The 21,301-nt window shown below is 66.2% G+C and carries 24 protein-coding genes; 11 read left to right on the top strand and 13 right to left on the bottom strand.

The window, feature by feature from the left end; genetic code table 11:
• Window positions 1-55: 55 nt before the first annotated feature.
• The 5 genes from FG91_RS06445 to FG91_RS06430 form a co-directional block, all read right to left on the bottom strand.
• Window positions 56-1,876 carry an ABCB family ABC transporter ATP-binding protein/permease gene (locus tag FG91_RS06445; protein ID WP_037513467.1) on the bottom strand — a complete coding sequence of 607 codons (1,821 nt, stop codon included), beginning with the start codon at window positions 1,874-1,876 and terminating at the stop codon, window positions 56-58.
• Between the two features lie 67 nt (window positions 1,877-1,943).
• The gene (locus tag FG91_RS21975; protein WP_156419591.1) at window positions 1,944-2,093 is read right to left on the bottom strand and encodes a hypothetical protein; all 150 of its coding nucleotides are present in this window, start codon (window positions 2,091-2,093) and stop codon (window positions 1,944-1,946) included.
• Between the two features lie 104 nt (window positions 2,094-2,197).
• Window positions 2,198-2,758: an LptA/OstA family protein gene (locus tag FG91_RS06440; RefSeq protein ID WP_037513693.1), complete on the bottom strand. Its 561-nt coding sequence runs from the start codon at window positions 2,756-2,758 to the stop codon at window positions 2,198-2,200.
• 14 nt (window positions 2,759-2,772) lie between these two features.
• Entirely contained in the window at window positions 2,773-3,411 is a 639-nt protein-coding gene (gene lptC, locus FG91_RS06435) for an LPS export ABC transporter periplasmic protein LptC (protein WP_037513465.1), read from the bottom strand.
• Between the two features lie 16 nt (window positions 3,412-3,427).
• Entirely contained in the window at window positions 3,428-4,045 is a 618-nt protein-coding gene (locus FG91_RS06430; protein WP_037513464.1) for a ribonuclease D, read from the bottom strand.
• A 263-nt stretch (window positions 4,046-4,308) separates the two neighbouring features.
• On the opposite strand from FG91_RS06430, the gene FG91_RS22530 reads away from it, so the two are divergent.
• Complete coding sequence (locus FG91_RS22530; protein WP_037513463.1) at window positions 4,309-5,100, top strand: cold-shock protein; 792 nt, start codon at window positions 4,309-4,311, stop codon at window positions 5,098-5,100.
• A gap of 264 nt (window positions 5,101-5,364) precedes the next feature.
• Here FG91_RS22530 and FG91_RS06420 read toward each other — a convergent pair whose 3' ends face one another.
• The 4 genes from FG91_RS06420 to FG91_RS06405 all read right to left on the bottom strand — a co-directional run bounded on the left by FG91_RS06420 (window position 5,365) and on the right by FG91_RS06405 (window position 7,565).
• Window positions 5,365-5,826, bottom strand: coding sequence for a Dps family protein (locus tag FG91_RS06420; RefSeq protein WP_037513462.1), 462 nt, complete (start codon window positions 5,824-5,826; stop codon window positions 5,365-5,367).
• Window positions 5,827-5,940: 114 nt separating this feature from the next.
• Window positions 5,941-6,507 (bottom strand): TMEM165/GDT1 family protein, encoded by a 567-nt coding sequence (locus tag FG91_RS06415; RefSeq protein ID WP_037513460.1) that lies wholly within the window; start codon window positions 6,505-6,507, stop codon window positions 5,941-5,943.
• A gap of 32 nt (window positions 6,508-6,539) precedes the next feature.
• Window positions 6,540-6,869 (bottom strand): hypothetical protein, encoded by a 330-nt coding sequence (locus FG91_RS06410; RefSeq protein ID WP_037513458.1) that lies wholly within the window; start codon window positions 6,867-6,869, stop codon window positions 6,540-6,542.
• A 51-nt stretch (window positions 6,870-6,920) separates the two neighbouring features.
• Window positions 6,921-7,565: a GGDEF domain-containing protein gene (locus tag FG91_RS06405; RefSeq protein WP_037513455.1), complete on the bottom strand. Its 645-nt coding sequence runs from the start codon at window positions 7,563-7,565 to the stop codon at window positions 6,921-6,923.
• A 193-nt stretch (window positions 7,566-7,758) separates the two neighbouring features.
• Between FG91_RS06405 and purE the strand changes: the two genes are divergently transcribed.
• The 9 genes from purE to FG91_RS06360 all read left to right on the top strand — a co-directional run bounded on the left by purE (window position 7,759) and on the right by FG91_RS06360 (window position 17,316).
• Window positions 7,759-8,256, top strand: a complete 498-nt coding sequence (gene purE / locus FG91_RS06400) for a 5-(carboxyamino)imidazole ribonucleotide mutase (protein WP_037513453.1) — start codon at window positions 7,759-7,761, stop codon at window positions 8,254-8,256.
• A gap of 6 nt (window positions 8,257-8,262) precedes the next feature.
• Complete coding sequence (locus tag FG91_RS06395) at window positions 8,263-9,336, top strand: 5-(carboxyamino)imidazole ribonucleotide synthase (RefSeq protein WP_037513450.1); 1,074 nt, start codon at window positions 8,263-8,265, stop codon at window positions 9,334-9,336.
• A complete protein-coding gene (locus FG91_RS06390; RefSeq protein ID WP_037513449.1) occupies window positions 9,333-9,824 on the top strand; it encodes a dihydrofolate reductase in 492 nt (163 codons plus the stop codon). Before FG91_RS06395 ends, FG91_RS06390 begins: the two co-directional genes overlap by 4 nt.
• A 4-nt stretch (window positions 9,825-9,828) precedes the next feature.
• Window positions 9,829-11,025, top strand: a complete 1,197-nt coding sequence (locus tag FG91_RS06385; RefSeq protein WP_037513447.1) for a dipeptidase — start codon at window positions 9,829-9,831, stop codon at window positions 11,023-11,025.
• Window positions 11,022-11,951 carry a bifunctional riboflavin kinase/FAD synthetase gene (locus tag FG91_RS06380; protein WP_037513446.1) on the top strand — a complete coding sequence of 310 codons (930 nt, stop codon included), beginning with the start codon at window positions 11,022-11,024 and terminating at the stop codon, window positions 11,949-11,951. Before FG91_RS06385 ends, FG91_RS06380 begins: the two co-directional genes overlap by 4 nt.
• A 177-nt stretch (window positions 11,952-12,128) precedes the next feature.
• A complete protein-coding gene (locus FG91_RS06375) occupies window positions 12,129-13,169 on the top strand; it encodes a glycerophosphodiester phosphodiesterase family protein (protein ID WP_037513444.1) in 1,041 nt (346 codons plus the stop codon).
• Window positions 13,170-13,438: 269 nt separating this feature from the next.
• Window positions 13,439-16,354, top strand: a complete 2,916-nt coding sequence (gene ileS, locus FG91_RS06370) for an isoleucine--tRNA ligase (protein WP_037513443.1) — start codon at window positions 13,439-13,441, stop codon at window positions 16,352-16,354.
• The gene (gene lspA / locus FG91_RS06365; protein WP_037513441.1) at window positions 16,351-16,872 is read left to right on the top strand and encodes a signal peptidase II; all 522 of its coding nucleotides are present in this window, start codon (window positions 16,351-16,353) and stop codon (window positions 16,870-16,872) included. The genes ileS and lspA overlap by 4 nt, the downstream gene beginning before the upstream one ends.
• Before the next feature lie 24 nt (window positions 16,873-16,896).
• Complete coding sequence (locus FG91_RS06360; RefSeq protein WP_037513439.1) at window positions 16,897-17,316, top strand: DUF3035 domain-containing protein; 420 nt, start codon at window positions 16,897-16,899, stop codon at window positions 17,314-17,316.
• A 15-nt stretch (window positions 17,317-17,331) separates the two neighbouring features.
• Here the strand turns inward: FG91_RS06360 and FG91_RS06355 are convergent, their stop codons facing one another.
• A complete protein-coding gene (locus FG91_RS06355) occupies window positions 17,332-17,679 on the bottom strand; it encodes a winged helix-turn-helix transcriptional regulator (protein ID WP_235211963.1) in 348 nt (115 codons plus the stop codon).
• Between the two features lie 89 nt (window positions 17,680-17,768).
• Here FG91_RS06355 and FG91_RS06350 point away from each other — a divergent pair, with 89 nt between their 5' ends.
• The gene (locus FG91_RS06350) at window positions 17,769-18,203 is read left to right on the top strand and encodes a PaaI family thioesterase (protein WP_037513438.1); all 435 of its coding nucleotides are present in this window, start codon (window positions 17,769-17,771) and stop codon (window positions 18,201-18,203) included.
• A 15-nt stretch (window positions 18,204-18,218) separates the two neighbouring features.
• Here the strand turns inward: FG91_RS06350 and FG91_RS06345 are convergent, their stop codons facing one another.
• From FG91_RS06345 to FG91_RS06335, 3 genes are all read right to left on the bottom strand, one after another.
• Window positions 18,219-18,887, bottom strand: coding sequence for a hypothetical protein (locus FG91_RS06345; RefSeq protein WP_037513436.1), 669 nt, complete (start codon window positions 18,885-18,887; stop codon window positions 18,219-18,221).
• Window positions 18,888-18,919: 32 nt separating this feature from the next.
• A complete protein-coding gene (gene dxs, locus FG91_RS06340; protein ID WP_037513435.1) occupies window positions 18,920-20,848 on the bottom strand; it encodes a 1-deoxy-D-xylulose-5-phosphate synthase in 1,929 nt (642 codons plus the stop codon).
• Window positions 20,849-20,935: 87 nt separating this feature from the next.
• Complete coding sequence (locus FG91_RS06335; RefSeq protein ID WP_037513433.1) at window positions 20,936-21,169, bottom strand: hypothetical protein; 234 nt, start codon at window positions 21,167-21,169, stop codon at window positions 20,936-20,938.
• Window positions 21,170-21,301 lie beyond the last annotated feature (132 nt).

Raw genomic sequence — 21,301 nt, 5'->3', positions numbered from 1 at the left:
GGGGCTCAATTGGTGGAAATCACTTACAAAATTGTAAATGCCGCGGCCGACGCGCTCATGCGTCGACGGTGCCCTCGTCGCGCTCCGCCTGCTGCCGCGCCCACATGTCGGCGTAAAGCCCGCGCATGTGCAGCAGTTGGTCGTGCGTGCCGGTTTCGGCGACACGCCCCTTATCGAGCACGATGATCCGGTCGGCGCCCGTCACCGTCGACAGCCGGTGCGCGATCACCAAGGTCGTGCGCCGCGCCGCAATCCGTTCGAGCGTGTCCTGGATCGCCGCCTCGGTGCGGCTGTCGAGCGCGCTCGTCGCCTCGTCGAGGATCAGCACCGGCGGGTTTTTGAGCAATGTCCGCGCGATCGCGACGCGCTGCTTCTCGCCGCCCGATAGCTTCAGCCCGCGCTCGCCGACTTCCGTGTCATAACCGTGCGGCAGGATCGCGATAAAGCCGTCGATCGCCGCGCCCTCGGCCGCCGCGGCAACTTCATTCGCGCTCGCGCCCTCGCGGCCATAGGCGATATTGTACCCGATGCTGTCGTTGAACAGCACCGTGTCCTGCGGGACGATGCCGATCTCGGCGCGCAGGCTTTTCTGCGTGACCTTGGCGATATCCTGATCGTCGATCAGCACGCGCCCGCCCTGCGGATCGTAGAAGCGGAAGAGCAGCCGCGCGATCGTCGACTTGCCCGCCCCCGACGGCCCGACGATCGCCAGCGTCTCGCCCGCGCCGACCGCGAAGCTCACGCCATTGAGGATCGTCCGGTCGGGTTCGTAGCCGAAGACGACATTCTCGAACGCCACCGCGCCGCCGTTCACGATCAGCGGCCACGCGTCCGGCGCATCGCTGATCTCGGGCGGGGTGTCGATCAGGCGGAACATCGCCTCCATGTCGATCACCCCCTGGCGAATGGTACGATAGACCATGCCAAGCAGATCGAGCGGGCGGAACAATTGCATCAGCAACGTGTTCACCAGCACGACGTCGCCGACCTGGAACTGCCCCTTCGACCAGCCCCACGCCGTGTAGGCCATCGCCCCCGCCAGCGCGGCGTTGGTGATGAAGCTCTGTCCGATGTTGAGCCAGGCCAGGCTGTTCTCGCTCTTGACCGCGGCGCGTGCATATTGGTCGGCGACGTCGCGATAACGTGCCTCTTCGCGCGCTTCGGCGCCGAAATATTTGACCGTTTCGTAATTGAGCAGGCTGTCGACGCTGCGCCCGATCGTCAACGTGTCGAGGTCGTTCATCCGGGCACGAAGCGCGTTGCGCCAGTCGGTCACCTTGCGCGTGAAGATGATATAGACAATGACCATCAGCGCGGTGGCGCCCGCAAGGCCAAAGCTGAACTTGGTCCAGAAAATCACCAGCACCGCGGTCAGCTCGATGATCGTCGGTGCGATGTTGAACAGCAGGAAATAGAGCATCGTATCGATGCTTTTGGTGCCGCGCTCGATCACCTTGGTCACCTCGCCCGTCCGCCGCGCGAGATGGAAGCGCAGGCTCAGCGCGTGAAGGTGGCGAAAGGTCGCGATCGCGAGCTCGCGCGTCGCGTCCTGCCCGACGCGCTCGAACACGACGTTGCGGAGATTATCGAACAAGGTCCCGGCAAAGCGCGCGCCGGCATAGGCGAGCAGGAATCCGATCGCGAGCGCGACACCCGGCTCCATCCCCGGCGCCATCCGGTCGATCGCGGCGCCATAGAGGAAGCCCATCGACAGCTGCACGCCCTTCGACGCGAGCACGATCAGCGCGGCAAGGACAATGCGGACCTTCGCCTCGGCCTGCCCCGCCGGCCACAGATAGGGCAGGAAACGCCGCAGCGTCGCAAGGACGGGCGGCTCGCGCGAGGCGTCGGCGGAAGTGGAGGTGTCAGGCGGCATGCGCGCCCCATGTAGGGGCGCATGCACAGAACGCCAAGCCGTTCACCGCAACGAGCGGATCAGACCGCTAGCGCGACTCGCGATAGCCCGCGTGACGGATGATGCGGTCGATCAGCCGCCGTTCTTCGGATGTCGGGGTCGGCACGATCACCACAGGGGGTTCCTGGCGGCGGCCGAACAAGGGACGCCGGGGCGGGACGATCGGGGAAAAGCGCATGGGGGCTGCTTTCGACTATGCGGCGTCGCCCCCCGGCTCCGCGGATGATCTGGTCCCGCACCCTTGGTGAAGGCGCGTGGTTGCAGCCCGGTTAAAGGCGTTGGTTACTGCTTTCTTTCCGGTACGGTGAAGGTGCCGGTGACGCGCCCGCCGGTGCCGCCTTGGATCGGTTTTCCGTCGGGGCCGCGCGCCGCGCCGCGCCCGTCGACCGTCGCGCGGCCGGTGCTGAGGTCGATCACCATGCGCCCGCCGTTCAGCCGGTTGCCGCGCTGGGTCAACTGGACATTGCCGACCATCGTGATCAGCCGCCGGTCGAGGTCATAGATCGCGACATTGCCCGATGCGCGTTCGTCGCCCTTGGTCACGACGACGCCGCCGGTCGCGTCGAGCCGGTTGACTTCGGTGCCGCCCTGGCGGCTGTAGGCGACGGTCATCCGCGCCGCGGTCAGCGTCATCCCCGCCTGCGTCACGCGGACATTGCCCGCGAGGACGACGCGGTCGGCGCGGTCCTGCACCTCGATGCTGCCGGCGTCGAAATCGACGGGGGCGGCGCTGTTGTGGTTGGCGAGCGCCTGCGCCTCTGCGGTGTCGCCGCCGGTGCCGGCCGACAGCAGCGCGAGGCTGGTCAGCGCAAAGCCCGCGCCGGCGAGCAGCACGCTTTTCATCGGCGATACGCGGTTCATTTGATCACTCCCTGATTGATCCGCAGCCGCGCATTGCCCTGCAGGCGCACGATCCGCTTGTCGAGGTCGGCGGCCAGCTGGTTGGCCGAAAACGTGCCGATGTTCAACGTGCCGGCGACGCCGCCCTGCCCGAAAAGGCTGCGTGTCTTGAGGTCGACCGCGACATTGGTCGCGTCGATGCTATAGCCGCCCGCGCTCTTGACCTGCACCAGCCCCGGCACCGCGACCTTTTCGGTCTCCATATTATAGGCGCTGTCCTTCGCGACGATCGTCGCCGGGCCATCGGTGAGCTTGATCGCCCCCGACAGGTCGGTCATCCGCACGATCGGCTCGGCCGAGCTTTTCTGGACCGCGCTGCCCGCGAGCAGCGCGAACGGCTGCCCCTTCGCATCCTGGCCGCGATATTCGGCGCGCGTCACCTTCATCCGCTCCTTGGCCATCTCGACCTTGTCCTTGGACAAGAGGAAGCTGATCTCGGCGCGCTGAGTAAAGGGCGAAAAGACGAGCACCGCCGCGACGACGCCGATGACGAGCGGCAGGCCGTAACGCAGGATGCGCACGACGCGGTCGTGGCTCGACCCGCTCGCCGCCCACATCCGGCGCATCGTGCGGTCAAGATCGGCGCGTTCGGACACGGCTTCTCCGATTCGCTCAAGTATGCGCGAAAATATCGACCTCGGGCCATCCGGCGAGGTCGAGCGCCGCGCGCGTCGGCAGGAAATCGAAACAGGCCTGCGCCAGGTCGGTGCGCCCTTCGCGCGCCAGCCGCACGTCGAGAATCGCCTTCATCGCGTGCAGGAAGCGCACGTCGCTCGCGGCATAATCGCGCTGCGCGTCGCTGAGCTCGGCGGCGCCCCAGTCGCTCGACTGCTGCTGCTTCGACACTTCCTGCCCCAGGAGTTCGCGCACCAGTTCCTTCAGGCCATGGCGGTCGGTGTAGGTGCGGATCAGCTTCGAGGCGATCTTGGTGCAATAGACAGGCGCGGTGACGACGCCGAGCGCCTGCTGCAGCGCCGCGATGTCGAAGCGCGCAAAATGAAACAATTTCAACCGGTTGGGATCGGTCAATATCGCCTTCAGCACCGGCGCGTCATAGCTGCTGCCGGGCTTGAAGCGGACGAGATGCTCGTCGCCCGACCCGTCGCTGATCTGGACAAGGCACAATCGGTCGCGCTGCGGGTTCAACCCCATGGTCTCGGTATCGATCGCAACCGCGCCCGAACCCAGTACGCCCTCGGGCAAATCTTCTTCGTGGAAATAGACAGTCATAGAGGTCGCCTTAGGCCAAGCGGCCGTGCCGCTCAATGACTGGTTTTCGTGCGCACAGGCCGCCCGCCGCGGGGCTGCGGCAAAGCGCGCTTTCCGCCGGGGTCGGGACTCGAATTTTCCGTTCGCAGATGGCGTTCATTTAGGTTATATATTGCGCCGTTAGAGGCACGGGGCGAGTCTGTGCCCATGGTGAACTGCGTCCCCGTCCGACGCAAGGCGCTGATCGAATGGGGTATGGACGAACCGAAAGCGACTATTAGACAATGAGTTTCAACAAGGATCGCCGCGGCCAGCGGGGGCGCGGCAAGCGCGATGATTTCGGCAATTTCGACAGCTTCGAACCTGCACCCTATGGCGGCGACAGCTATGGCGGCGGCAACCGCGGGGGCGGCTTCGGCGACCGCGGCGGCTTCGGCGGCGGTGATCGTGGCGGCTTCGGCGGCGGCGACCGCGGCGGCTTCGGCGGCGGCGATCGTGGCGGCGGTGGTGGTTTCGGCGGCGGACGTGGCGGCGGCATGCCCGCGCAGGTCGTCGGCGAAGGCAATGGCACGGTGAAATTCTTCAACGCGTCGAAGGGCTTCGGTTTCGTCGCCCGCGACGATGGCGGCGAAGACGTGTTCGTCCACATCAGCGCGGTCGAACAGGCGGGGCTTCAGGGTCTCGCCTCGGGTCAGCCGCTCGGCTTCACGCTCGTCGAACGCAACGGCAAGGTGTCGGCCATCGATCTCAAGATCGAAGGCGAACCGATGCCGGTCGAGGAATTCGCTCCGCGTCAGCGTGACGATCGCGGCCCCGGCGCCGCCCCGGGCGGCGCCCGCGGCCGTCGTCAGCTGACCGGTGAACGCACCTCGGGCACCGTCAAATTCTTCAACACGACGAAGGGCTTCGGCTTTATCGCGCGCGACGATGGGCAGGCCGATGCCTTTGTCCACATCAGCGCGGTGCAGCGCGCCGGCATGGCGGGCCTCGACGAAGGCGACCGCGTCGCGTTCGACATCGAAGTCGACGACCGCGGCAAGTTCGCCGCGGTGAACATCCAGCCGCATCAGGACTGATCGGCGGGATAACCGGAAAAACGAAAAGGGCGGCTCGCGGGCCGCCCTTTTTGTTTGAGGGTTGGCGGCCCCACATCCTCCCCCTTGATGGGGGAGGTAGCGAGACTTGCCAGCTTGCTGGCTTAGTCGCAGCGGTGGGGGTGCGGTCGCGGCCTGAAACCAACGGCGCAAGGACGCGCGTTCACCCTCATCCAACTTCGCCTAGCCGCTTCGCGACAAGGCTGCGTATCCTTCTCCCATCGAGGGAGAAAGAGGGGCGAGCCATCAATAGCCCAGCGTCGCCTCCAGGAACCAGATCCGCTGCTGCGTCTCGTCGGCCCAGCCGTCGACCAGTCCGCTCGTCGCAATGTCGCCGTCGGCCTCGGCCGCGGCCTTCACCGCCTTGAGCTGACCGAGCAGAATCTTGTTATCGCCCGCCAACGCGCGGATCATCGCCTCGGCATCGACGCCCGCGCTGTCATCGTCGCGGATCGATGCGCGGCGGCTGACGTCGCCGATCGAGCGCAACGTCGGCGCTCCATTTTTGCGCACACGCTCGGCGATCAGGTCGGTCGTCGCGAAAATCTGCGCCGCCTGCTCGTCGAACAGCAGGTGCAGCTCGCGAAAATGCGGGCCCTGGACGTGCCAGTGATAGTTTTTGGTCTTCAGATAGAGCGCAAAACTGTCGGCGAGCAGCGCATTGAGCGCGTCGGCGACGGCGGGAGCATTGTCATTTTTATCGGACATGGGAGCATCCTTTCTGTTGCCCCGCCGATATAGCGAAGCGGCGCGCCGATTTCCCATTGAAGCTTTGGGTGAGTTTCATCGACAAAAACGATGAAACCGAATCAATCGAACGTATCAGCCGATCAATCCGAACGCGCCGAGCGCGGTCCGAAGCCCCCAGAGGATCAGGATCGCCGCCGCCGCCCAGCGCAGGGTCCGTGCCGCGCGCCGCTCGGCGAGCGCCGGGCCAAAAGCAAGGAAGGGCAGCATCGCCAGCGTCCAGCCGACCAGCCCGCCGGCCGCCGCCCATTGCCCCGCCCCGCTCGTCGCGGCGAGCGCGCCGATCAGGAAATGGCTGCGGTCGCCGAACTGGTTCGCGAGCATCCGGCCTGCCAATATCACGGGCGACGCATCGTCAGCGACCGGATCGGGCAGCAGCTTCACCCGCCACAGCAAAGCGACCGCCGCCGACAGCATCGCGAGCGCGACAAGCAGCGCCGCCACCCCCTGCCCGATCATCCCATTGGCGATCGCGCCGGCAACCGCGGCGATGACCGCGTTGACGATGAAAGCGCCAAAAGCGATGACGACGGTGACGCGCCGGTCGCTGCGCGCGCTCACCAGCCGCGACAGCGCAATCCCGCTGCGCCCGTCGGCATTGGCGAGCAGCACCGCCACCAGCGCAAGTATGATTGCATCCATGACGTCAGGTCTGAAGTGTCAGGTGGACGCGGTCAATGGCCCAGCCGAACCGCGACCGACGCGAGCCACGCTTCCTGTGCGGCATACGGCAGCGGCCCCTGCGGCACCGCCGCCGCATCGCTCATCGCGTCGAGATAAGTCAGGATCGCGGCGCGATAACCGCCCCCCGCGACCGCCGATTCGAGCCGGCTCGCGAGCGTCTCGACCGCGGCAAAGCCGTGGTCGCGCGCGAGGCAGCGGATGTCGTCGACCCCCTGCACGATCTGCGCGAGCGCGCAGTGCGGCAGTGCTTCGGCGAGCGCGCCGATCTGGCCGGTGATCCGGTCCTGGATGTCGAGATATGGGTCGGTCTGGTTCCGCATCTTACCCCCCTGTCGCCATGGGGACGATGCGCTTTTTTGGTTAACGCGCGGTTAGCGGTGGCCGGGCAGCCCGCCCAGCCCCTGCTTGCTGCGATACATATCGCGGTCGGCGGCGGCCAAAATGTCCGATTCGGTCATCCCCGTCTGCAGCATCGCGACGCCGAAGCACGCCGACAGTGCGATCTCGTGCCCGTCATATTCGGCGGGCGCCGCGGTCAGCACGGCGCACAGCCGATCGACCTGCACGCGCGCGCCATCCTCACTCGACTGGTCGAGGATCAGCCCGAATTCGTCGCCGCCGATACGCGCCGCGACGTCGGTCGCGCGGATCGAACCCGCGAGCCGCTTGGCAATTTCCAGCAGCGCGAAATCGCCCGCGGCATGGCCGAAATTGTCGTTGATATATTTGAGCTGGTTGACGTCGATAAAGACGACCGCGGCGCGTTCGGCGTGCCGCTCGAACCGCGCCATGCGGTGGTGGATCGCGGTCAGGAAATAACGGCGGTTGAACAAAGGCGTCAGCGTATCGCGCTCGGACACACGTTCGAGCTCGGCGACGGCGATCTTCAACACGCGGTTCTCGCGGCGCAATGCGTCGCGTTCCCGGCGTATTTCACGCATCTGATCCTCGATGGAGTCTACGGCGACGGTGCCGAACTGGTCGACCGCGATCCGTGCCCCCCCTACGCTATCCATTCAACGTCCCCGAACCCAACCCACGATCCCCAGCCGAATGCCGCGAGATATTGAGCGCAACCCTAGTCCCGACTTGATACCAATCGGTAAACGCCGCGACATCAATCGCGCGCCGTTGCCCGCGCGCAAACCAGTCGCTAGGGGGGATCGGCGGCGATTCACACGCGATGAAGCCGGGGCAGGAGGGATTGAAATGGGCGAAACCGCCCCGCAAGTCGGCGTCATCATGGGCAGCCAGTCGGACTGGCCGACGATGGCGCACGCGGTCCAGATCCTCGAAGAGTTCGGCATCGCGCACGAAGTGCAGATCGTCTCGGCGCACCGTACCCCCGACCGCCTTGTAAACTATGCGAAAAGCGCGGCGGACCGCGGCCTCAAGGCGATCATCGCCGGCGCCGGCGGCGCCGCGCACCTGCCCGGCATGGTCGCATCGATGACGCGCGTTCCGGTGCTCGGCGTCCCCGTCCAGTCAGCGGCATTGAGCGGCGTCGACAGCCTCTATTCGATCGTCCAGATGCCCGGCGGCATTCCCGTCGCGACCTTTGCGATCGGCAAAGCGGGCGCGACCAACGCCGGCCTGTTCGCCGCCGCGCTGCTCGCGAATAATGATGCCAATCTGGCACAAAAACTCGACGCCTGGCGCGAAGCGCAGACGAACAGCGTCGCCCCCACCCCCGTGCGCGAGGGCTGATCCCCGGTGCTTTCCCCCGGTTCGACGATCGGCATCCTCGGCGGCGGCCAGCTCGGGCGCATGCTCGCGGTCGCCGCGGCGCAGCTCGGCTACCGCGTCCATATCTATGCCCCCGACGCGACAAGCGTCGCCGCCGAAGTCACCGCGCACCACAGCCAGGCCGCGTGGGACGACGAGCCGCGCCTCGCCGCCTTTGCCGCCACGTGCGACGTCGTCACCTACGAATTCGAAAATGTGCCCGTCGACACGGTCCGCTTCCTTTCGGGACATGTCGCGGTGCGCCCCGGTGCCGCCGGGCTGGAAATCGCGCAGGACCGGCTGACCGAAAAGAATTTCGTCGCCGGGCTCGGCGGCCGCCCCGCGCCTTTCGCCGCGGTGCCGGACCGCGCGGCGCTCGACGCCGCACTCGAACAGATCGGCGCCCCGGCGATCCTCAAGACCGTCCGCATGGGCTATGACGGCAAGGGACAGGCGCGCATCATGGCCGCCGCCGACGCCGATGCGGCATGGGACGGCATCGGCCGTCACGCCGCGGTGCTCGAAGGCTTCGTCGACTTCGCGCATGAATTTTCGGTCATCCTCGTGCGCGGCATCGACGGCGAAACGCGCTTCTGGGACTCGCCCGTCAACGTCCACGACGGCGGCATCCTCGCAACCTCGACGCTGCCCCCGCCGCAAGCCGTGCTCGACCAGCAGGACGAGGCGCGCGCGCTGATGGCAAAGATCGCCCAAGAGCTCGATTATGTCGGTGTCCTCACCGGCGAGTTTTTCGTGGGCGGCGACGGCCCCGTCTTCAACGAGATGGCGCCGCGCGTCCACAACAGCGGGCACTGGACGATCGAGGGCGCGGTGGTCAGCCAGTTCGAAAATCACATCCGCGCCGTCGCCGGCCTGCCGCTCGGCAGCACCGCCACCGCGGCGCTGCCCGTCGTCATGCACAATCTGATCGGCGGCGGGATCGAGACGGTCCCCGACCTGCTCGCCGACCCCGCGTGTCACGTCCATCATTATGGCAAGGCAGAGGTCCGCGACGGCCGCAAGCTCGGCCATGCAACCTGGGTTGGAACTTCTCCCGCATGAATCATCCCGAAATCACGCTGATCCTCGCGCGCGCATCGAACGGCGTGATCGGCGCCAATGGCAAGATGCCCTGGCACCTGCCCGCCGACCTTCGCCGCTTCAAGCAGGTCACGATGGGCCGTCCGATGATCATGGGGCGCAAGACCTTCGACAGCCTGCCCGCGATCCTCGAAGGCCGCCGCCACATCGTCCTCACCCGCGATGCCGAATGGCAGGACGAGGGTGCCGAGCCCGTCGCGACGATCGAGGAGGCGCTGAAGCTTGCCAACGCACCGCACGTCATGGTGATCGGCGGCGCCGAAATCTATCGCCTCTTCTTGCCGCTCGCCGACCGCATCGAGCTGACCGAAGTCGCGCTTGAGCCCAAGGGCGACGCGGCGATCGACTATCCGGCGGCGGCCGAGTGGCACGAGACGGCGCGCGAGGATCATCCCGCCGACGACGCCGGCCGCCCGGCATACAGCTTCGTCACGCTGACAAGGAAATAGGCCCATGCGTCGCTGGCTGATCGGCATATTGCTCACTGTCGCGGTCGCCGCGCTCGCCTTTTTCGCCCTCGCCCCGGGCATGCTCGAACGCAGCACCAACAAGATCGACGGCAAACCGCTCCTGACGGTCAGCGAACGCGCCAAGGCGTTGCACCGGACGCTGACGATCGTCGACCTCCACAGCGATACCCTGCTCTGGAAGCGCGACATCCTCGATCGCGCCGACCGCGGCCATATGGACCTGCCGCGCCTCGAGGACGGCAATGTCGCGCTGCAGGTGCTCGCGAGTACGACCAAGTCGCCCAAGGGCCAGAATTACGACGCGAACGGCGCCGACACCGACAACATCACCAGCCTCGTGATCGCGCAGCTCCAGCCGGTGCGGACGTGGAACTCGCTGCTCGAACGCTCGCTCTGGCATGCCGAAAAGCTCCACCGCGCGGTTGCCACGTCAGCGGGCAAGCTGCGCGCGGTCGATGCGCCCGAGGACATCGACACGCTGCTCGCCGACCGCCGGGGCGAGGTGCCACCCGTCGGCGCGATGCTGAGCATCGAGGGGCTCCACGGCCTCGAAGGCAAGCTCGCCAATCTCGACAAGCTCTACGCCGCGGGGTTCCGGATGGCGGGGCTGACCCATTTTTTCGACAATGATCTCGCGGGATCGATGCACGGCCTCAAGAAGGGCGGCCTGACCCCCATCGGGCGGCAGGTCGTCGAAACGATGGACGCCAAGGGCATGATCGTCGACATCGCGCATTGCTCGAACGCCTGCGTCGCCGACATTTTTAAGATCGCGCGCCGCCCCGTCGTCTCCAGCCACGGCGGCGTGCAGGCGACGTGCAAGGTCAATCGCAACCTTTCCGACGAGCAGATCAAGGGCGTCGCTGCGACCGGCGGGCTGATCGGCATCGGCTATTGGGATGCCGCGGTCTGCGACACCTCGCCCGCGAGCATCGCGAAGGCGATGAAACATGTCCGCGACCTCGTCGGCATCCAGCATGTCGCGCTCGGCAGCGATTATGACGGCGCCACCACCGTGCGTTTCGACACGTCGAAGCTCGTCCAGGTGACGCAGGCGCTGATCGATGCGGGCTTCAGCGACGACGAAATCCGCGCCGCGATGGGCGGCAACGCGATCCGCGTGCTCAAGGCGGGGCTTGTTCCGCTGACGCCGCCCCCTGCCATTACAGCGGCGCCATGATCCGCCTCGACGGCCACCAACGCATCGAAGAGCCCTTGCGCGGCGGGGTGATCGCGCTCGGCAATTTCGACGGCTTTCACGCGGGGCATCAGGCGGTCGTCGGCCGCGCGGTGCGCCACGCGCAGGATGAAGGGCGCCCCGCGATCGTCGCGACCTTCGACCCGCATCCGGTGCGCTTCTTCAAGCCCGACGTCCCGCCCTTCCGCCTCACGACGCTCGACCAGCGGCAGGAGTTGTTCGCCGCGGCGGGCGCCGACGCGATGCTCGTCCTGCCGTTCGACGCGGCGCTCGCCGCGACGACCGCCGAGGATTTCATCACCGAGCTGCTGCTGGGTCGCTACGGCGCCGCGGGCGTCGTGACCGGCGCCGACTTCGTCTTCGGCAAGGGCCGCGGCGGCAATGTTGTGACGCTCGCCGACCATGCCCGCCGCCTCGGCTTCTTCACCGAAATGGTCGCCCCCGTCGACGACGCCGAGGAAGTCGTCTCGTCGAGCCGCATCCGCGAAGCGCTGCAGGCGGGCGACTGCGCCGCCGCGACGCGCCTGCTCACCCGCCCCTTCACCGTGCGCAATATCGTCCAGCACGGCGACAAGAACGGCCGCCTGCTCGGTTTCCCGACCGCGAACCTCGAAATGGGGCAGTATCTCCGCCCGCGTTACGGCATCTACGCGGTCACCGGGAAACTCCCCGACGGCCGCATCCTCAAGGGCGCCGCGAACCTCGGCATCCGCCCGAGCTTCGACCCGCCGAAGGAGCTGCTCGAACCGCATTTCTTCGACTTTTCCGAAGACCTTTACGGGCAGGAAATCGACGTCGCCTTCCACGCCTTCATCCGCGCGGAAGCGAAGTTCGACGATATGGACGCGCTGATGGCGCAGATCGCGGCGGATTGCGACGAGGCGAAGCGGTTGCTGGCGGAAACCTGACCCCTCTCCCCTTGCGGGAGAGGGTTGTGCAGCCTTGGCAGCTTGCTGCCTAGGCGAAGCTGGGAGAGGGGGAGGCGCCGTTTCGATAGGGCACACCCCCTCTCCCGCTGCGACTAGCGAGCAAGCTCGCAAGTCTCACTGCCCTCTCCCGCGAGGGGAGAGGAAATGGGGGGATCAATGACCGACAGCGAAGACTGGGCGACCGCGCTCGAAGGCCCGAAGAAAAAGCCGATGAAGCGGCGCACCAAGATTTTCCTCTGGGTCTTCGCGCTTGTCGTCGCCTGGTTCACCCTCAGCAACGCCAGCTTCCTCGCCCCCGACCCCACCGGCAAGCGCGTGCTGATCGCGCACCGCGGGGTGTCGCAGCTGTTCGATCACACGGGCGTCACCGACGAGACCTGCACCGCGACGCGCATCCGGCCGCCCGAGCATGACTATATCGAAAACAGCCTGCCCTCGATGAAGGCGGCGATCGGCCGCGACGCGAACATGGTCAAATTCGACGTCGCGGGCACGAAGGACGGGCAGGTCGCGGTCTTCCATGACTGGACGCTCGATTGCCGCACCGACGGCAAAGGCGAAATCCGCGACCGCACGTTGGCCGAACTGAAGGCGCTCGATATCGGCTATGGCTATACCGCCGACGGCGGCCGGACCTTCCCGCTGCGCGGCAAGGGCGTCGGGCTGATGCCCAGCCTCGACGAGGTGCTCGGCGTGCTCGGCCACGCCTCGCTGCTGATCAACTTCAAGTCGCGCGACCCGAAGGAGGCCGAGCTTGTCCTCGCCGCCTTCGCGCGCGCCGGTATCGACGCCAACGATCCGCGCTTCGGCTTTTTCGGCAACGCGCGCCTGATGGACGTGATCCGCGCCAAGGCGCCGAAGGCGTGGACGATGGACCCCGATGCCGCGAAGCGCTGCACGACCGATTATATCAAATTTGGCTGGTCGGGCTGGTATCCGCCAAGCTGCATCGGCGGCACGATCATGGTGCCATTAAACTATCAATGGGCCTATTGGGGCTGGCCCGACCGACTGCAGGACCGCGCCGCAAAGCATGGCACGCGCATCCTCCTCACCGGTCCGCGCGGCGACGAAAAGGGCGGCATGGGGCTGTCCGAGGTCGGCCAGCTGACCAAGGTGCCCGCCAGCTTCACCGGCTATGTGTGGATCGACGACATCTACAATCTCGGCCCCGCGCTGCGGCCGCGGCAAAGGTAAATCCCTCTCCCCTTGCGGGGGTGCGAGGATGGATTGCCCCCGGCAATCCAAGTTCGTGCCGGGGGCACGAACGACCTCGCGCCGGTGCGGAGCCATGGCAGCTTGCTGCCTAGGCGTAGCTGGGAGAGGGGTTGCAGCCCTATCGATAGCACACAGCCCCTCTCCCGCTGCGACTAGTGAACGAGTTCACAAGTCTCGCTGCCCTCTCCCGCAAGGGGAGAGGGAAACCGCTGTTTGCTCCCGCCCGAATCTGCGCTAAGCGGCCGCGCATGACCGAGAGCACGCCCGCCGCCGAACAGCGCGATTATCGCGACACCGTCTTCCTGCCCAAGACCGACTTTCCGATGAAGGCCGGCCTGCCGCAGAAGGAACCGCTGATTCTCGCCAAATGGATCGAGGCGGGCCTCGAAGGGCAGATTCGCGAGAGCCGCAAGGGCCGCGACCAGTTCATCCTCCACGACGGCCCACCCTATGCCAATGGCGACATGCACATCGGCCATGCGCTCAACCATATCCTGAAGGACATGGTCGTCCGCACGCAGACGCTGAAGGGCAAGGACGCGCCTTATGTGCCCGGCTGGGATTGCCACGGCCTGCCGATCGAGTGGAAGGTCGAGGAGCAGTATCGCAAGAAAAAGCTCAACAAGGACGAGGTTCCGGTCGAGGAATTCCGCGCCGAATGCCGCGCCTATGCGCAGCATTGGGTCGACACCCAGCGCGAACAGCTGAAACGCCTCGGCATCGGCGGCGACTGGGACCATCCGTATCTGACGATGGATTATGAGGCCGAAGCCACGATCGTGCGCGAACTGCTCAAATTCGCCGCGAACGACATGCTCTATCGCGGCGCCAAGCCGGTGATGTGGTCGCCGGTCGAAAAGACCGCGCTCGCCGAGGCCGAGATCGAATATGAGGATATCGTCTCGACCCAGATCGATGTCGCTTTCGAGATCGTCGAAAATCCGTTCCCGGAGCTGGTCGAAAAGGCCTTCGCTGTTATCTGGACTACGACGCCGTGGACGATTCCGGTCAATCAGGCTCTCGCCTATGGCTCTGACGTCGAATACGCGCTCATCCGGGAAGGCGGCTACGGCTACATTGTGGCTGCCGATCTAGTCGAAGATACTCAAAGGCGCTGGATGCCTCCAGTGCCGGGTACCGTTGCCATCGGTGGCGGCGATGTTGTTCACCGCTTCAAGGGAAGCGAGCTTGCAGGCCGCACCGCCCGCCACCCGATGCACGCGCTCGGCGGCTTCTTTGCGCGTCCGCGCCCCTTCCTCGCGGGTGATTTCGTCACCACCGACAGCGGCACCGGGCTCGTCCATATGTCGCCCGATCATGGCGAGGACGACTTCGACCTGTGCAAGGCGAACGGGCTCGATCCCGTGTTCGCGGTCGAAGGCGACGGCAAATATCGCGAGGACTGGGGCTGGCTCGGCGGTCAGGGATCGGTGATCAACCCCAAGTTCAACGCGCCCGAAGGCCCGATCTGTTCGGACCTGCGCGACGCCGGCGGGCTGCTCGCCGCCAGCGCCGATTACAAGCACAGCTATCCGCACAGCTGGCGCTCGAAAGCCAAGGTCATCTATCGCTGCACGCCGCAATGGTTCGTGCCGATGGACAAGGTGATGACGCACATCTCGCCCAAGACGCCGAGCGACCGGCGCTGGGAGAATGAAGGCGGCGCGCTCGACCCGCACAAGGAAGACCTCGGCGACGCCCCCACGCTGCGCCAAGCGGCGATGCAGGCGATCGACGACACGCGCTTCGTCCCCGCCAAGGGCCGCAACCGCATCGGCAGCATGGTCGAGGGGCGCCCCGACTGGGTGCTGTCCCGTCAACGGGCATGGGGCGTGCCGATCACGCTCTTCGTCGACCGCAAGACCGGGCATTATCTCAACGACCCGATCGTCAACGACCGCATCGTCGCGGCGGTGAAGGAAGGCGGCGTCGACGCATGGAATGACGCGCGCGCGCAGGAATATCTGGGCGACGCCTACAACGCCGCCGACTATGAGCGCATCGTCGACATTCTCGACGTCTGGTTCGATTCGGGCTGCACCCACGCCTTCGTGCTCGAAAGCGGCAAATGGCCCGCGCTCGTCCGCCACGACGGCTCGACGCACAGCGCCGACCTCTATCTCGAAGGCAGCGACCAGCATCGCGGCTGGTTCCAGTCGTCGCTGCTGGAGTCGTGCGGCACGCGCGGCAAGGCGCCGTATAAGGCGGTGCTGACGCATGGCTTCACGATGGACGCCAAGGGCTTCAAACAGTCGAAGTCGCTCGGCAACACGACCGATCCCGTCAAGGTGATGGAAACCAACGGTGCCGACATCATCCGCCTGTGGGCGCTGAGCGTCGACTTCACCGAGGATCACCGCATCGGCGACGAAATCCTGAAGGGCGTCGCCGACCAGTATCGCAAGCTGCGCAACACCTTCCGCTACCTGCTCGGCGCGCTCGACGGTTTTACCGAAGAGGAACGCGTCAGCGACGTTTCGGCGATGCCCGAGCTTGAGCGCTATATGCTCAGCCTGCTCGCCGATCTCGACGCGAAGATGCATCAGGCGGTCGATGACTTCGACTTCAACGGCTACACGCGCCTGCTCGCCGATTTCTGCAACGAGGATCTGTCGGCCTTCTATTTCGACATCCGCAAGGACGTCCTCTACTGCGACCTCGGCCCCGCCGCGCCGCTCGGCACCGACACGCGCCGCGCGTACCGCAGCGTGCTCGATACCCTGTTCCACGCGCTCGTCCGCTATGCGACCCCGGTGCTGGTGTTCACGAGCGAGGAAGTGTGGGGCACGCGCTATCCCGATGCGGGCAGCGTCCACCTGCTCGAATGGCCGGGCGTCGACGCGGCATGGAACGACGCGGCGCTCGTCAGCAAATGGGCGGGCGTCCGCACCCAGCGCGAAGCGGTGACCGAGGCGATCGAACCCTATCGCCGCGAAAAGACGATCCGTTCGAGCCTCGAGGCCGAGGTCACGATCCCCGATCCGACGCTCGATCCCGCGGCGCTGGAGGAAATCTTCATCGTGTCGGTCGCGCGCGCGGGCGACGAACTCGCCGTCACCCGCACCGAAAACCACAAATGCGGCCGCTGCTGGCGCCACCTGCCCGAGGTCGAGGCCGACGGCAGCTTGTGCAATCGCTGCGACACGGTATTGACCGCGACATGAGCAGCCCCCGTTCCCCGCACCTCGGCTTCGGCCTGATCTTTGCCGCGGTCGCCTTCATCCTCGACCAGATCACCAAATGGGTCGTCACCGTCCCGCTGTCGCTCGAGCCCAAGGGGCAGATCGAACTCGTCAGCTTCTTCAACCTGACGTGGGCGGAGAATTGCGGGATTTCGCTGTCGATGTTCGCCAGCTGCACCGACACGACGCGCTGGACGCTTGTCGCGGTGACGGGGATCGTTGCCGCCGCGGTCGCCTTCTGGATGACGCGCGAACAGGCGAAGGGCGATGTGATCGCGCTCGCGATGATCCTCGGCGGCGCGCTCGGCAATATCGTCGACCGCGTGCGCTTCGGCTATGTCGTCGACTTCGCCGACCTGCATTTCGGCGATTTCCGTCCCTTCATGATCTTCAACGTCGCCGATGCGTGCATCACGATCGGCGTGCTTTTGCTGGTTGCGCGCGCGCTGCTCTTGGGCGAAAAGGCCGAGAGCACGGGCGCCAAGCCGTCCGCCGAATAAACGGGGCGCATAGGAGTTATTACAGTGAACCGGACCACCGCCATCCTGGCCGCCTCGATTCTTGCCACGACGCTTTCGGCCTGCGGGTCGAACAGCCTGTTCAGCCGCGACCGTCCCGACGAAATGATGGTGTCGCGTCAGGCGCCGCTCGTCGTGCCGCCCGATTTCGCGCTGACCCCGCCGGCGCCCGGCACCGCGCGCCCCGGCGGCGAATCGACCGCCGAACAGACGCTGCGCGCGCTCTTCGGCGGCCCCTCGGCACGCAGCCCCGGCGAAACGCAGATCATCGGCAGCGCCGACGGCGCGCGCGCCGACCCGGGCATCCGCAGCCAGATCGGCAGCCCCGACACGCAGGTCGTCGACAAGGGGCTCGTCGTCCGCGATATCCTCGCCGCCCCCGAGGGCGACGGCCGCGACGCATCGGCGGCGATCCCGACCGCCTGAGTCCGCTTCGAAACCTCAGTAGATCGACGGCCCGGCATCGCCCGGGCCGTTTTCCTTTGCACCACGCGGCAGCCATTCGTCGCCCCACGCCTTGATCGCGTCATAGGTCGGGCGCAGCGCCTGCCCCGACGGGGTCAGCCGGTATGCCGCGCGCTTGCCTTCGGGGGGCACGCGCTCGAGTACCCCCGCCTCCACCATCCAACCAAGCCGCGAGCTCAGCGCGGCGCGCGAAATGTCGAGCCGGCCGAGGAAATCATCGAACCGGTCGATCCCCAGAAAAGCCTCGCGCAGGATCAGCAGCACCCAGCGGTCGCCGAGCAGTCGCGACGCGCGGCCGACGGCACAGGGCGAACGCGATGGCACATAATCCTTCATAAGTCTGGATTTAAGACTTGACGCCATCGCGACGCAAGCGGCAATAAGTCTGCATTACAGACTTAAAGGGATGGATCATGCGCGGACACCGCTTTGCCAGCAACGACGAAGCCGTCGCCTATATGAAAAGCGTCGCGGTCGATGCGTCGGGTTTCACCGCCTTCCTCGGCGTCGAGCCGCTGCGCTGTTTCGATGGCGAGGCCGAACTTCTGCTCGCGCTGCGCCCCGACATGACCCAGCATCACGGCTATGCGCATGGTGCGATCGTCGGACTGATGGCCGACAACGCCTGTGCATGGGCGGCGTCGAGCGTGATCGGCGACGTCGTCACCGGCAGCTACACGATCAACTTCCTTGCCCCCGCGAAGGGCAGCCGGCTGCGCGCAAGGGGCAGCGTGGTCAAGGCGGGAAAGCGTCAGGCGATCGTACGCGCCGATGTCTGGGCCGAAAGCGACGGCGAAGAACCGCGTCGCTGCGCCATCGCGCAGGCGACGATCGTCCCGGTGGGCTAGAGCCCCGACTCTGGCTCAGCTGAACAGGTTCGACAGCAGCAGCACCGCGACGATGCTTTCGACCATCGCGCGCGACGCCTGGCCGAACGCGCGCAGCCGGCTGCACTTCAGATGCTGGACGAACCACGCGGTCTGCAAGGTGCCGAACCACAGCAACGCGGCGAACGCCAGCGCCACGCCGGTTACCAGCGCCCATGGATGCGCCAGCCGGATCAATATCGTGGCGGCGCCGAACAGGATCGCGAGCAGCGCGACGACATAGCATTGGCTGTAGAAGGGCGCGCGGAGCGTCGCGCGCGTGAGCTCGACCTTGCGCGCGCGCAGCAGCCGCGTCGCCATCAACACCGCGAACAGGCTGTACGACACGATGCGCAGCATGATCAGGTCGGTGTTGGTGCTGACCAGCGCCGACAAGCCGATCTTGCTCGTCACCACCGCTTCGGTGCCGATCAGCGCCAGTTCGGCGGCATGGACGATGATCAGCGACAGCAGCAGGAACAGCGGCGGCGACAGCGTGTCGGTATATTGCTGGTCCTCGGTGTCGCCCTGCTCGACGTCCGAATAATCCATCATCTTGAGCGGATGGACGAGCGTCCGCCACAGCGTGATCGGATAAAAGACCAGCCACGACATGACCTCGTAAAGCAGCTCGTCGAGCGATTGCAGGAGGTTGAAGAAGTTCATGCCGCCCCGTGCCCCCCGGCTTGCTTATCGGGTCACGCCCGCGCGCCCGCTTCCTCGACGCCCGCGCTGTTGTGGCGCAGCGCCTTCAGCACCGTGTCGACGATCTGCGGCGCGTTGAGCCCCGCTTCGTCATATTGCAGCTCGGGCTTGTCCTGGTCCTGGAACACATCGGGCAGGCGCATCGTGCGCAGCTTCAGCCCCGCGTCGATCAGCCCCTCGTCGCTCGCCAGCGTCAGCACATGCGCGCCGAGCCCGCCGACGCTGCCTTCCTCGACCGTCACGCACACCTCATGGGCGGCGAGCGTCTTGCGGATCAGCTCCTCGTCGAGCGGCTTGGCAAAGCGAAGGTCGATCACGCTCGTCGACAGCCCGCGGGCTTCGAGCGTGTCGGCGGCCTTCAGCGCCTCGGCGAGCCGCGTACCGAGCGACAGGATCGCGACGGTCTTGCCGCTGCGCACGACGCGCCCCTTGCCGATCGCGAGCTTCTCGGGAACCGCGGGCAGCACCACGCCGGTGCCATTGCCGCGCGGATAGCGGAAGGCGATCGGGCCGTCGTCATATTCGGCGGCGGTGTAGGTCATATGGACAAGCTCGGCCTCGTCGGCCGCCGCCATCACCACCATGTTGGGCAGCGTCGCCAGATAAGTAACGTCGAACGAGCCCGCGTGCGTCGACCCATCCGCCCCGACGAGCCCCGCGCGGTCGATCGCGAAGCGCACCGGCAAATTCTGGATCGCGACGTCGTGCACAACCTGGTCGTACGCGCGCTGGAGGAAGGTCGAATAGATCGCCGCGAACGGCCGCATCCCCTGCGCCGCGAGCCCCGCGGCAAAGGTCACCGCATGCTGTTCGGCGATCCCCACATCGAAGGTCCGGTCGGGATGCGCTTTCGCGAATTTGTCGACCCCGGTCCCCGACGGCATCGCCGCGGTGATCGCAACGATGCGCTTGTCGGTGTCAGCGAGCTTCGCGAGCGTCTCGCCGAAGACATTCTGGTATGCGGGCGGTCCCGGCGGCGCCTTCGCCTGCTCGCCGGTGATCACGTCGAATTTCTGCACGCCATGATATTTGTCGGCGGCGGCTTCGGCGGGGGCATAGCCCTTGCCCTTCATGGTCACCGCATGGATCAGCACCGGGCCGTGATCGCTGTCGCGCACATTTTCGAGCACCGGAATCAGATGCTCCAGATTATGCCCGTCGATCGGCCCGACATAATAAAAGCCGAGCTCTTCGAACAAGGTGCCGCCCATCGCCATGCCGCGCGCGAATTCGTCGGTCTTTTTCGCCGCCTTGTGCAGCGGCTCGGGCAGTTTGCGCGCAAAACGCCGCGCGATCTCGCGCAATTCGATGAACGGCCGCGACGACACCAGCTTCGCGAGGTACGCCGAGAGTCCCCCGACCGGCGGCGCGATCGACATGTCATTGTCGTTGAGGATCACGATCAGCCGGTTGCCCGCCGCCGCGGCGTTGTTCATCGCCTCATAGGCCATGCCCGCCGACATCGACCCGTCGCCGATCACCGCGATCGCGCGGCCGGGTTCGTCCTTCAGCTTGTTCGCGATCGCGAAGCCGAGCGCCGCACTGATCGAGGTCGAGCTGTGCGCCGCCCCAAACGGGTCATATTCGCTCTCGCTGCGCTTGGTGAAGCCCGACAATCCGCCGCCGGTGCGCAAGGTGCGAATGCGGTCGCGGCGCCCGGTGATGATCTTGTGCGGATAGCATTGGTGCCCGACGTCCCACACGATCTTGTCGCGCGGCGTGTCGAACACATAATGGAGCGCGGTCGTCAGTTCGACGACGCCCAGCCCAGACCCCAGATGCCCGCCGGTCGTCCCGACGGCCGAGATCATCTCGGCACGCAGCTCGTCGGCGAACTGGCGGAGGTCTTCGGGCTTCAGCTTGCGGAGGTCGGCGGGGACATCCACCGTGTCGAGCAGCGGCGTATGCGGACGGTCAGTCATCGCGCGGTCATACTGCCAAGCGCAGGGGGTGTCGAACGAAAAGGGATCGAGGCGGCAGCCGATCCTCCGCCTTGCAAGGGCGGCGAATCAATCTTCGCCCTCCCCCTCCTCGCGCTGTTTCGCGGCATCGACCTGCGCATAAAGCCCGCGCACCATCAGGTCGGTGAACACCAGCATCACCCCGACCATGCCGAGGAAAAGCGCGACCGCAACCGCGGGCAGCGGGCCGACGCTTTCGACGCCTTCTTTCTTCATCACCGCCGCGAGCACCGCCGCCGCCGCCATGAAGGCATAGCCGATGAAGCGCGGCACGCGGCTCATGCTGCGCGCTCGCGCCGGGCGCCCGCCGGGGAACCAATGGCACCGCGGGGGAATATGAAAGCGGAGAAAGCGCGTTGATGCATGAAAGTCACATGCGGCCAAATGCATCCTTCAGCAAGACGAAGCCGTTGC

Source organism: Sphingopyxis sp. LC81, from assembly GCF_000756375.1.
Lineage (GTDB): Bacteria > Pseudomonadota > Alphaproteobacteria > Sphingomonadales > Sphingomonadaceae > Sphingopyxis.
Note: the sequence above shows the minus strand (reverse complement) of the source record. Positions and strands in the feature narration are given on the sequence as shown.

Excerpts from the sequence above, each read along its gene's own strand:
- FG91_RS06445 (WP_037513467.1), bottom strand. The coding sequence starts at position 1,876 with ATGCCGCCTGACACCTCCACTTCCGCCGACGCCTCGCGCGAGCCGCCC.
- FG91_RS21975 (WP_156419591.1), bottom strand. The coding sequence starts at position 2,093 with ATGCGCTTTTCCCCGATCGTCCCGCCCCGGCGTCCCTTGTTCGGCCGC.
- FG91_RS06440 (WP_037513693.1), bottom strand. The coding sequence starts at position 2,758 with ATGAAAAGCGTGCTGCTCGCCGGCGCGGGCTTTGCGCTGACCAGCCTC.
- FG91_RS06430 (WP_037513464.1), bottom strand. The coding sequence starts at position 4,045 with ATGACTGTCTATTTCCACGAAGAAGATTTGCCCGAGGGCGTACTGGGT.
- FG91_RS22530 (WP_037513463.1), top strand. The coding sequence starts at position 4,309 with ATGAGTTTCAACAAGGATCGCCGCGGCCAGCGGGGGCGCGGCAAGCGC.
- FG91_RS06420 (WP_037513462.1), bottom strand. The coding sequence starts at position 5,826 with ATGTCCGATAAAAATGACAATGCTCCCGCCGTCGCCGACGCGCTCAAT.
- FG91_RS06415 (WP_037513460.1), bottom strand. The coding sequence starts at position 6,507 with ATGGATGCAATCATACTTGCGCTGGTGGCGGTGCTGCTCGCCAATGCC.
- FG91_RS06410 (WP_037513458.1), bottom strand. The coding sequence starts at position 6,869 with ATGCGGAACCAGACCGACCCATATCTCGACATCCAGGACCGGATCACC.
- FG91_RS06405 (WP_037513455.1), bottom strand. The coding sequence starts at position 7,565 with ATGGATAGCGTAGGGGGGGCACGGATCGCGGTCGACCAGTTCGGCACC.
- purE (WP_037513453.1), top strand. The coding sequence starts at position 7,759 with ATGGGCGAAACCGCCCCGCAAGTCGGCGTCATCATGGGCAGCCAGTCG.
- FG91_RS06390 (WP_037513449.1), top strand. The coding sequence starts at position 9,333 with ATGAATCATCCCGAAATCACGCTGATCCTCGCGCGCGCATCGAACGGC.
- FG91_RS06385 (WP_037513447.1), top strand. The coding sequence starts at position 9,829 with ATGCGTCGCTGGCTGATCGGCATATTGCTCACTGTCGCGGTCGCCGCG.
- FG91_RS06380 (WP_037513446.1), top strand. The coding sequence starts at position 11,022 with ATGATCCGCCTCGACGGCCACCAACGCATCGAAGAGCCCTTGCGCGGC.
- FG91_RS06375 (WP_037513444.1), top strand. The coding sequence starts at position 12,129 with ATGACCGACAGCGAAGACTGGGCGACCGCGCTCGAAGGCCCGAAGAAA.
- ileS (WP_037513443.1), top strand. The coding sequence starts at position 13,439 with ATGACCGAGAGCACGCCCGCCGCCGAACAGCGCGATTATCGCGACACC.
- lspA (WP_037513441.1), top strand. The coding sequence starts at position 16,351 with ATGAGCAGCCCCCGTTCCCCGCACCTCGGCTTCGGCCTGATCTTTGCC.
- FG91_RS06350 (WP_037513438.1), top strand. The coding sequence starts at position 17,769 with ATGCGCGGACACCGCTTTGCCAGCAACGACGAAGCCGTCGCCTATATG.
- FG91_RS06345 (WP_037513436.1), bottom strand. The coding sequence starts at position 18,887 with ATGAACTTCTTCAACCTCCTGCAATCGCTCGACGAGCTGCTTTACGAG.
- dxs (WP_037513435.1), bottom strand. The coding sequence starts at position 20,848 with ATGACTGACCGTCCGCATACGCCGCTGCTCGACACGGTGGATGTCCCC.
- FG91_RS06335 (WP_037513433.1), bottom strand. The coding sequence starts at position 21,169 with ATGAGCCGCGTGCCGCGCTTCATCGGCTATGCCTTCATGGCGGCGGCG.